Origin of the sequence: Microbacterium sp., assembly GCF_039812165.1 — a bacterium.
Lineage (GTDB): Bacteria > Actinomycetota > Actinomycetes > Actinomycetales > Microbacteriaceae > Microbacterium.
On record NZ_JBDIAB010000113.1, the window covers coordinates 1 to 9,828 of the forward strand.

A 9,828-nucleotide genomic window follows, 5' to 3' on the forward strand; every position below is an offset into this window, starting at 1 on the left:
CTGCGTGAGGCCCGGCAGGTCGCGCCGACCCGCGGCGCCCTCGAGGTCGGCCGTGTCGGTTCGTGTCGCATCGTCCATACCGGCACCATATCCGCTGCCGCGGACACCGACGCACCCGACGGCGCAGGCTCGTGCCGGTGGTGGGAGTCGAACCCACACGCCCTCGCGGGCAACCGAGTTTGAGTCGGTCGCGTCTGCCATTCCGCCACACCGGCGCACGTCGTGACGACCATACCGTACGCCCACGCGATCGACTCCGACGCTGGCGCGTCTCCGTCGATGGTGGTGGGAGTCGTCCCCACCGCGCTCCCCACACGTCGCTGCGCGACGCGCGGGGCCCCTACGCGCGGCGTGGGCCCACCCACACGCCCTCGCGGGCAACCGAGTTTGAGTCGGTCGCGTCTGCCATTCCGCCACACCGGCCGTGTGTGCGCGATCGACCATACCGTAGGATTCAAAGGTGACAGAGCAAGAGCCCACCGCCGCTTCGAACGCTTCCGCGCCGCGCCGTGTCGTCGTCGCCGAGGACGAGTCGCTCATCAGACTCGACATCGTCGAGATCCTCCGAGACAACGGATTCGACGTCGTGGGGGAGGCGGGCGACGGCGAGACCGCCGTGCAGCTGGCCACCGAGCTGCGTCCCGATCTCGTCATCATGGACGTGAAGATGCCCGTCCTCGACGGCATCAGCGCGGCCGAGAAGCTCAGCCGCGGTCATATCGCGCCGGTCGTGCTGCTGACGGCGTTCAGCCAGAAGGAGCTCGTCGAGCGCGCGAGCGAGGCGGGCGCCCTGGCCTACGTGGTGAAGCCGTTCACGCCGAGCGACCTGCTCCCGGCGATCGAGATCGCCCTCGCCCGCCACGACCAGATCATCGCCCTCGAGGCCGAGGTCGCCGACATGGTGGAGCGCTTCGAGACCCGCAAGCTCGTCGACCGCGCGAAGGGCCTGCTCAACGAGAAGATGGGGCTCACCGAGCCGGAGGCGTTCCGCTGGATCCAGAAGGCGTCGATGGACCGTCGCCTCACCATGCAGGACGTGGCCAAGGCGATCATCGAGCAGCTCGCGCCGAAGAAGGGCTGACGGCCTCCTCCCGCACGGGAGTCAGCGGCCGGGCATGTCCTTGATGAGGTTCGTGATCCGGATCGTCGAGCAGCGGCGCCCCTGATCGTCGGTCACGGCGATCTCGTGCACGGCCAGGTTGCGGCCGAGGTGGATCGGGGTGCACACGCCGGTGACGACGCCGCTCGTGGCCGACCGCGTGTGGGTCGCGTTGACGTCGATGCCCACGGCCAGTCGGTCGGGACCGGCGTGCAGGTTCGCGGCCATCGACCCGAGCGACTCGCCGAGCACGACGTACGCGCCGCCGTGCAGGAGCCCGACCGGCTGCGTGTTGCCCTCGACGGGCATCGTGGCGACGCATCGCTCGACCGAGAACTCGACGAAGCGCATCCCCATCTTCTCGGCGAGCGCGCCCATGCCGCGCCGCGCCGCCCACTCGAGTCCGTCGACGGGGGACTGGTCGGATGTCATCGCTCGCCTTCCGCATCGGCCGGGTCGGGTGTCGTCGGCCCTGGCTAGGCTGACAGGGTGACGGACTCCGCAAAGCCTACCCTTCTCGTCGTGGACGGCCATTCGCTGGCCTACCGCGCGTTCTTCGCCCTCCCGGTGGACAACTTCACGACGAAGGACGGCCAGCACACCAACGGCATCTACGGCTTCCTGTCGATGTTCGTGAACCTGCTCAAGGCCGAGCGCCCGACGCACCTGGCGGTCGCCTTCGACACGTCGCGGCAGTCGTTCCGCACCCGCGAGTACGCGGAGTACAAGGCCAACCGCTCGGTCTCGCCGCCGGAGTTCTCGGGCCAGATCCCGTTGCTGCAGGAGTGCCTGCAGGCGATGAACGTGCCCGTGCTCATGCAGCCCGACATCGAGGCCGACGACATCCTCGCCACCCTCGCGACCCAGGGCGCGGAGCTGGGCTACGACGTGCTCGTCTGCTCGGGCGACCGCGACACGATCCAGCTCGTCACCGACGAGGTGACGCTCCTGTACCCGAGCGTGCAGGGGGTGTCGCAGCTGCGCCGCTACACGCCCGAGACGGTGCTGGAGAAGTACGGCCTGCCGCCGCACAACTACCCCGACATCGCGGCGCTCGTCGGCGAGACGAGCGACAACCTGCCCGGCGTCCCCAAGGTGGGCGAGAAGACCGCGGTCAAGTGGCTCACCCAGTTCGGCTCGCTCGACGAGCTCCTCGCCCGCGCCGACGAGATCAAGGGCGTGGTCGGCGGCAACCTGCGCGAGCACCTCGACGACGTCCGTCGCAACCGGGCGCTGAACCGGCTCCTGCGCGACGTCGACCTGGGCGTCGGACCCGCCGAGCTCGCGGTGCGGCCGATCGACGCGCAGGCGGTGCGCGACATCTTCGCGCGCCTCGAGTTCCGCACGCTCCTGCCGCGCGTGTTCGAGGCCGCCGGCGCCGATCCGGCGATGGCGGCGATCTCCACGACGCCGACCCAGGCGGCGCCGCTCGCCGCCGAGCCCGACCCCGCGGGCGTCGCTTCGTGGGCGGAGGCCGCCGAGGGCGAGGTCGGCGTGACCGTCACGATCGAGGGCGGCCTGCCGCGCCGCGTGGGCCTCGCGACCGCCGACGCCGCCGTCGAGGCGACGTGGACGCCTGAGCTCGCCGAGGCGCTGGCGCCGTGGCTGGCCGGCGACGCGCCCAAGGTGCTCGCCGACGCCAAGCCGCAGGTCAAGGCGCTGCGCCGTGCCGGCGTGCGCCTGGGCGGTCTCGTCTTCGACCCCATCCTCGCCGGCTGGCTCGCGCGGCCGAGCTTCCCCGACAAGACCCTCGCCGACCTCGTCGACCGCTACCTCGACGAGAAGCTGCCCGAGTCCGATCCGACCCAGCTCGTGCCCGAGACCGAGGGCGCCACGCCCGGCCAGCTGTCCTGGTACACGCTGCGGGTCACCGCTGCGCTGCGCGACGAGCTGGCCGGGCCGGTGGCATCCGTCCTCGCCGACATCGAGCTGCCCACCCTCGACACGCTCGCCGACATGGAGCTCGCCGGCGTCGCCGTGTCGCACGAGAAGCTCTCCGCGTTCTCCGGCGAGCTCGCCGCGCGCGCCGATCAGCTCGCCGAGCGCGCGTACGTCGCGATCGGGCGCGAGGGCAACCTGGGCTCGCCCAAGCAGCTGCAGGAGGTGCTCTTCGACGAGCTGCAGCTGCCCAAGACCCGCAAGACGAAGACCGGGTACTCGACGGATGCCGCGGCGCTGGCCGACCTGCAGGAGAGCCACGGGCACGCGTTCCTCGACCTCCTGCTGCAGTACCGCGAGTCGATGAAGCTCCGCCAGATCATCGAGTCGCTCGACGCGGCGATCGGCCCGGACGGGCGCATCCGCACCACCTATCTGCAGACCGGGAGCCAGACCGGGCGCCTGTCGAGCACGGACCCGAACCTGCAGAACATCCCGATCCGCACCGCCGAGAGCCGCCGCATCCGCTCGGCGTTCCAGGTGGGCGAGGGCTACGAGACCCTGCTGACGGCGGACTACTCGCAGATCGAGATGCGGATCATGGCGCACCTGTCGGAGGACCCCGGGCTCATCGAGGCGTTCAACTCCGGCGAGGACACCCACCGCTTCGTCGGCTCGCGCGTGTTCGGCGTCGCCCCCGAGGACGTCACCCCGACGATGCGCACGAAGGTCAAGGCCATGTCGTACGGCCTCGTGTACGGCCTGTCGGCGTTCGGGCTGTCGAAGCAGCTGCGCATCGACCAGGCCGAGGCGAAGCAGCTCATGCTGGAGTACTTCGCCCGCTTCGGCGCGGTGCGCGACTACCTGCGCGCGAGCGTCGCGCAGGCGCGCATCGACGGGTACACCGCGACGATCTTCGGGCGCCGCCGGCCGTTCCCCGATCTCGCGAGCCCCAACCGCGTGCTGCGCGAGAACGCCGAGCGGGCGGCGCTGAACGCCCCGATCCAGGGGAGCGCGGCCGACATCATGAAGATCGCGCTCTTCCGCATCCACGACGAGCTGCGCGACGCGGGCCTGCGCTCGCGCGTGCTCATGCAGATCCACGACGAGCTCGTCGTCGAGGTGGCCGAGGGGGAGTGGGACGCCACCGAGGCGATCGTGCGCGCCCGCATGGGCGACGCGGCGCAGCTGAAGGTGCCGCTCGACGTGCAGATCGGTCGCGGCGGCGACTGGAACGAGGCCGGGCACTGACGTCGGGGGCGCGGGCTACGCTCGGAGGATGACCGACGCGCAGCGAACGCCCACGTCCATCGACCTGATCGCCGACGCCTGGGTCGACACGGTCGCCGAGCTCTCGCCGGGAACCGCCACCTACATCGGCCGGTTCGAGCACAACGACCGCCTCGACGACCTCTCGCCCGAGGGCACCGAGCGCAGCCTCGCCGCCACGAAGGCGACGATCGCGGCGCTCGAGGCGGCGGCGCCGGTGGACGGCGTCGACGAGGTCACCAAGGCCGACCTGCTCGGCGAGCTCGGCCTCGCCGTCGAGCTGCACGACGCGCACAGCCACCTGCGCGACCTCAACGTCATCGCCTCGCCCGCGCAGGACGTGCGGAGCGTCTTCGACCTCATGCCGACGTCGACCGTCGACGACTGGGAGGTCGTCGCCCGCCGCCTCGGCGCGGTGCCCGCGGCGCTCGAGGGCTACGCGGCCACGCTTCGCGAGGGCATCGCGAGCGGCGTGGTGCCGGCGAAGCGGCAGGTGGCCGAGGTCGTCACGCAGATCGCGCGCTACACGGCCGGCGACGGATTCTTCGCGTCGTTCGTCGCCGACGCCGCTCCCGACGACGGCGCGCTCCCGGCATCCCTCGCCCGCGACCTCGCCCTGGGCGCCGACGCGGCGCGCGGCGCCTACGACGCGCTCGCCGCGTTCCTCCGCGACGAGCTCGCGCCCGCGGCGACCGAGACGGACGCCGTGGGCCGCGAGCTGTACGCGCTGCACTCGCGCCGGTTCCTCGGGGCGCGGATCGACCTCGACGAGACCTACGAGTGGGGCGTCGAGGAGCTCGCGCGCATGGTCGCCGAGCAGGAGCAGATCGCGGGCGAGATCGTGCCCGGGGCATCCGTCGAGGAGGCGGTCGCGTTCCTCGAGCGCGACGACTCGCGCAAGCTGCACGGCACCGACGCGCTGCAGCGCTGGATGCAGGAGACCAGCGACCGCGCGGTCGCGGAGCTGGGCCGCACGCACTTCGACATCCCCGAGCCGATCCGCACGCTCGAGTGCATGATCGCGCCGACGCACGAGGGCGGCATCTACTACACGGCGCCGACGGACGACTTCTCGCGGCCGGGCCGCATGTGGTGGTCGGTGCCCGAGGGCGTCACGTCGTTCGACACGTGGCGCGAGCTCACGACCGTGTACCACGAGGGCGTGCCCGGCCACCACCTGCAGATCGCGCAGGCGGTGTACAACCGCGCCGAGCTCAACTCGTGGCGACGCCTGCTCGCCGGCACGAGCGGGCACGCCGAGGGCTGGGCGCTGTACGCGGAGCGGCTCATGGAGCAGCTCGGCTACCTCGACGATCCCGCCGACCGGCTCGGCATGCTCGACGGCCAGCGCATGCGCGCCGCCCGCGTCGTGCTCGACATCGGCGTGCACCTGCAGAAGCCGCGTCTCGAGGGGTGGTCACGGCTCGGCACGGGCGGCGAGGCGTGGGACGCCGACTACGCGCTCGCGTTCATGCGACGCAACGTCAACATGTCCGACGAGTTCATCCGGTTCGAGGTCAACCGCTACCTCGGCTGGCCGGGCCAGGCGCCGTCGTACAAGGTCGGGCAGCGCATCTGGGAGCAGATCCGCGACGAGTACCGTGCGGCCGCGGGCGACGCGTTCGACATCACGCAGTTCCACATGCGGGCGCTGCAGCTCGGCGGAGTCGGCCTCGACACGCTCCGGATGGCGCTGACGCCGCGCTGAGCCGAAGAGCCGGCTCAGGAGGCCTCGGCGAGCAGGCGCGCGACCTCGTCGTCGCTCGTCTGCGTGAAGTCGTCGTAGAACTGGCCGACCGACCAGAAGTCGCGCTCGCGGTGCGGACAGACGAACTCGTCGACGACGGTCGCGTCGGCGTGCCAGTGCGCGGGCGCGACGGGCGCGGCGAGGACGACGCTCGCGGCCCCGCGCGTGCGCACCGACCGGCACGCGGCGGTCGCCGTCGCGCCGGTGGCGACGCCGTCGTCCACGACGATCGCGGTGCGTCCGTCCACGTCCACGAGCCCGGCGCCGAACCGCGCCTCGCGCCGGTGGAGCTCGACGCGCTCGTGCTCCTCCACCGACGTCTGCTGCTCGGGCGTCACACCGCTGCCGCGGAGGGCGTCGTCGCTCACGACGCGCACGCCCTCGGCGATCGCGCCGAACGCCAGCTCCTCATGCCAGGGGACGCCGAGCTTGCGCGCGATCGCGACGCCGAGCGGGGCGTCGAGCACGCGGGCGACCTCGGCGGCGACCACGACGCCGCCGCGCGGGATGCCGAGGACGACGGCATCCCGCCCCCGCCAGCCCGTGAGCAGCTCCGCGAGCTGCCGGCCCGCGTCGATCCGGTCGGCGAAGAGCGCCATGCCCTCACGATACGCCGCGACGCGGGAGCACGGGCCGGGCGGCGGACCTCAGCGGAGCGGCCCCGGCGAGATCAGGATCGGCCCGTCGGCGACGGGGTGCGCGCCCGGACGGGTGCCCGCCACGACGAGGTCCGCGCGCTGCCACGGCCGGTCGGCCGCGAGGAACGCCAGCTCCGCCGCCATCCACTCGTGCCAGAACCGGGTCGACTCCTCGGCGTCGCCGTTGACGCCGCTGGCGATGTCGCGCGCGAGGCCGCGACGCTCGGCCTCGGCGAAGTCGGACTGCACCCAGATCGCGGCGGCGAGGCCGTCGGCGATCTCGCGGCAGCTCGCCCCCACGCCCTCCAGCACGATCATCGACGCGTCGGCGGGCGCCTCGATGACGCCGTCGCGGCCGTGCGTCTGCCAGGCGGGCGGGCGGTAGCGCACCGCGCGCCCTTCCGCGACCGGCGCCAGGATGCCCTCGCGCGCGAGGTCGGCCCAGTCGAACAGCGGGGCGTTCCACACCAGGTCGTCGATCGCGATGACGGCCGCGCCGGGCGTCGCGGCGGCCAGTCGCGCCGCGAGGGTCGACTTGCCGCCTCCGCCGCGCCCGTCGACGGCGACGAGGGGCACCGTGTCGCCGCCCGCGGTGAGCGCCCGCAGCCGCTCCACGAGATCGGCGAGCGCGACGGGATGCCAGTCGGCGACGACGGGCTCGCCCGGACCGGGCACGATGGGCGTGAGGATCTGCACGCGCCGACCCTATCCGCACGGCGCCGGCGGAGCGAGCACGCGGCGGGAATGGGCGCCGCCGCTCCGGTGTTCGTATTCACATGCATAAAGACAAGGGGGATGCCGTGGCCACCATCCAGCTCGGCCTCGACACGTTCGGCGACGTCACCCGCGGCGCCGACGGCGAGCTGCTCAGCGACGCCGAGACGATCCGCAACGTCGTCGACCAGGCGGTGCTCGCCGACGAGGTGGGCTTGTACTTCTTCGGCGTGGGGGAGCACCACCGCCCCGAGTTCGCGGTCTCGAGCCCCGAGATCGTGCTCGCCGCCGCCGCGGCGCGCACGAGGAGCATCCGCCTCGGGACCGCGGTGACCGTGCTCTCCAGCGACGACCCCGTACGGGTCTATGAGCGCTTCGCGACTCTCGACGCGATCTCGAACGGTCGCGCCGAGATCATCCTCGGCCGCGGCTCGTTCATCGAGTCGTTCCCGCTGTTCGGCTACGACCTGCGCGACTACGAGCGGCTCTTCGACGAGAAGCTCGATCTGTTCTCGCAGCTCATGGCCGAGCAGCCGGTCACGTGGCAGGGCACGATGCGCGCCCCGCTGGAGGCGGCCGACGTCTTCCCGAAGACCGCGAACGGGCTGACCGCGTGGGTCGGCGTCGGCGGCACGCCCGAGTCGGTCGTGCGCGCCGCCCGGTACGGCTACGGGCTCATGCTCGCGATCATCGGCGGCCCGGCGCACCGCTTCCGCCCGTTCGTCGACCTGTACCGGCGGTCGCTCACGACCTTCGACCGCGCGCCGCTGCCGATCGGCGTGCACTCGCCCGGTCACGTCGCCGAGACCGACCAGCAGGCGTGGGACGAGGCGTACCCGGGCTTCGAGGCGATGAACAACACGATCGGCCGCGAGCGCGGCTGGCCGCCCTACAGCCGCATGCGGTTCCAGCACGACGTCGGACCGGAGGGCGCGCTCTACGTCGGCTCGCCCGAGACGGTGGCCCGCAAGATCGCCGCGACCGTCACGACGCTCGGGGTGGAGCGCTTCGATCTCAAGTACTCGACCGGCACGCTGTCGCACGAGCACATGATGCGCTCGATCGAGCTGTACGGCACCGAGGTCGCGCCGCGCGTGCGGGAGCTCCTCGCGTCGTAGCATTCAAGGCATGACGGATGCCCCGACGTCGACGGTCGCCCGACGCCTCGACGCCCTTCCCTTCACGCGCACGCACCTGCGGGTGCTCACCGGCTCGGGCACGGGCTGGGCGCTCGACGCGATGGACGTCGGGCTGATCTCGTTCATCATCGCCGCGCTCATCAGCGAGTGGTCGCTGTCGACCGCCGATGCGTCGTGGATCGCGTCGGTCGGGTTCATGGGCATGGCGATCGGGGCGACCGTCGGGGGCCTGCTCGCCGACCGGCTCGGCCGGCGCACGGTGTTCGCCCTGACGCTCCTGGTCTACGGCCTCGCGACGGGCGCCAGCGCGCTCGTCGGCGGCCTCGCGGTGCTGCTCGTCCTGCGCTTCCTCGTCGGCCTCGGCCTCGGCGCCGAGCTCCCGGTCGCGAGCACGTACGTGAGCGAGTTCGCCCCGGTGCGCATGCGCGGGCGCCTCATCGTGATCCTCGAGGCGTTCTGGGCGGTCGGGTGGACGGCAGCCGCCCTCATCGGCTACCTCGTCATCCCGAACCTCGAGAACGGCTGGCGCTGGGCGTTCGCGATCGGGGCGATCCCGGCCGCCTACGCGCTCGTCGTGCGATGGGGGCTGCCCGAGTCGCCGCGCTGGCTCGAGCGGCAGGGCAGGACGGCGGAGGCGGATGCCATCGTCCGCGCCATCGAGCGCTCCGCGTCGGTCTCGGCGACCGAGGCCCCTGTCGCGGCCCCGCCCGCTGCGCCGCCGGCGGCCACGTCGACCGGCGAGCGGTTGGCGGCCCTCTGGGCACCGGAGTTCCGCGTGCGCACCGCGTGCCTGTGGCTCGTGTGGTTCTGCGTGAACTTCTCGTACTACGGGGCGTTCATCTGGATCCCGACGATCCTGTTCGCGCAGGGCTACGACCTCGTGAAGTCGTTCGGGTTCACGCTCATCATCACGCTCGCGCAGGTGCCCGGCTACGCCGTGGCTGCGTGGCTCATCGAGGTGTGGGGGCGGCGCCTGACGCTGTCGGTCTTCCTCGCCGGCTCGACGGTGGCGGCGATCCTGTTCGGCACCGCGACCGGTGAGGGCGCGATCATCGCCGCGGGCATGGCGCTGTCGTTCTTCAACCTCGGCGCGTGGGGTGCGCTCTACGCCGTGACGCCGGAGATGTACCCGACGTCGCTGCGCGCCACCGGCTCCGGCTGGGCGGCGGGCGTGGGCCGGATCGCCTCGATCGTGGCGCCCCTGACCGTGCCGCCGCTCCTCGCGCTCGGCGGGGCGCCGCTGCTGTTCGTCGTGTTCGCGGTGTTCTTCGCCGGTGCGGCGGCCTCGGCATGGGGTCTCGTCGACCGACGCGGCGTCGCGCTCGACGACCGCTGACCCGGCCG

At 72.5% G+C, this 9,828-nt stretch carries 8 protein-coding genes and 2 tRNA genes; 5 read left to right on the forward strand and 5 right to left on the reverse strand.

Annotated elements, in window-relative coordinates; all coding sequences use genetic code 11:
- Window positions 1-132 precede the first annotated feature (132 nt).
- Both WML84_RS09695 and WML84_RS09700 read right to left on the reverse strand, forming a co-directional pair.
- A tRNA-Leu gene (locus WML84_RS09695) sits at window positions 133-215 on the reverse strand.
- A 61-nt stretch (window positions 216-276) separates the two neighbouring features.
- A tRNA-Leu gene (locus tag WML84_RS09700) sits at window positions 277-425 on the reverse strand.
- Between the two features lie 35 nt (window positions 426-460).
- Between WML84_RS09700 and WML84_RS09705 the strand changes: the two genes are divergently transcribed.
- A complete protein-coding gene (locus WML84_RS09705) occupies window positions 461-1,081 on the forward strand; it encodes a response regulator (RefSeq protein ID WP_347345941.1) in 621 nt (206 codons plus the stop codon).
- A 21-nt stretch (window positions 1,082-1,102) separates the two neighbouring features.
- On the opposite strand, the gene WML84_RS09710 is transcribed toward WML84_RS09705, so the two are convergent.
- Entirely contained in the window at window positions 1,103-1,531 is a 429-nt protein-coding gene (locus WML84_RS09710) for a hotdog fold thioesterase (RefSeq protein ID WP_347345942.1), read from the reverse strand.
- Window positions 1,532-1,588: 57 nt separating this feature from the next.
- On the opposite strand from WML84_RS09710, the gene polA reads away from it, so the two are divergent.
- Entirely contained in the window at window positions 1,589-4,228 is a 2,640-nt protein-coding gene (gene polA, locus WML84_RS09715; protein WP_347345943.1) for a DNA polymerase I, read from the forward strand.
- Window positions 4,229-4,256: 28 nt separating this feature from the next.
- The gene (locus WML84_RS09720; protein ID WP_347345944.1) at window positions 4,257-5,954 is read left to right on the forward strand and encodes a DUF885 domain-containing protein; all 1,698 of its coding nucleotides are present in this window, start codon (window positions 4,257-4,259) and stop codon (window positions 5,952-5,954) included.
- A gap of 14 nt (window positions 5,955-5,968) precedes the next feature.
- Here WML84_RS09720 and WML84_RS09725 read toward each other — a convergent pair whose 3' ends face one another.
- Entirely contained in the window at window positions 5,969-6,592 is a 624-nt protein-coding gene (locus WML84_RS09725) for a phosphoribosyltransferase family protein (protein ID WP_347345945.1), read from the reverse strand.
- Window positions 6,593-6,640: 48 nt separating this feature from the next.
- Window positions 6,641-7,327: a hypothetical protein gene (locus WML84_RS09730; protein ID WP_347345946.1), complete on the reverse strand. Its 687-nt coding sequence runs from the start codon at window positions 7,325-7,327 to the stop codon at window positions 6,641-6,643.
- Between the two features lie 104 nt (window positions 7,328-7,431).
- On the opposite strand from WML84_RS09730, the gene WML84_RS09735 reads away from it, so the two are divergent.
- Entirely contained in the window at window positions 7,432-8,463 is a 1,032-nt protein-coding gene (locus WML84_RS09735; protein ID WP_347345947.1) for an LLM class flavin-dependent oxidoreductase, read from the forward strand.
- Window positions 8,464-8,473: 10 nt separating this feature from the next.
- Entirely contained in the window at window positions 8,474-9,820 is a 1,347-nt protein-coding gene (locus tag WML84_RS09740; RefSeq protein ID WP_347345948.1) for an MFS transporter, read from the forward strand.
- Window positions 9,821-9,828: the final 8 nt, after the last annotated feature.

Coding starts and splice junctions, on each gene's coding strand:
- WML84_RS09725 (WP_347345945.1), bottom strand. CDS start 6,592: ATGGCGCTCTTCGCCGACCGGATCGACGCGGGCCGGCAGCTCGCGGAG.
- WML84_RS09720 (WP_347345944.1), top strand. CDS start 4,257: ATGACCGACGCGCAGCGAACGCCCACGTCCATCGACCTGATCGCCGAC.
- WML84_RS09710 (WP_347345942.1), bottom strand. CDS start 1,531: ATGACATCCGACCAGTCCCCCGTCGACGGACTCGAGTGGGCGGCGCGG.
- WML84_RS09740 (WP_347345948.1), top strand. CDS start 8,474: ATGACGGATGCCCCGACGTCGACGGTCGCCCGACGCCTCGACGCCCTT.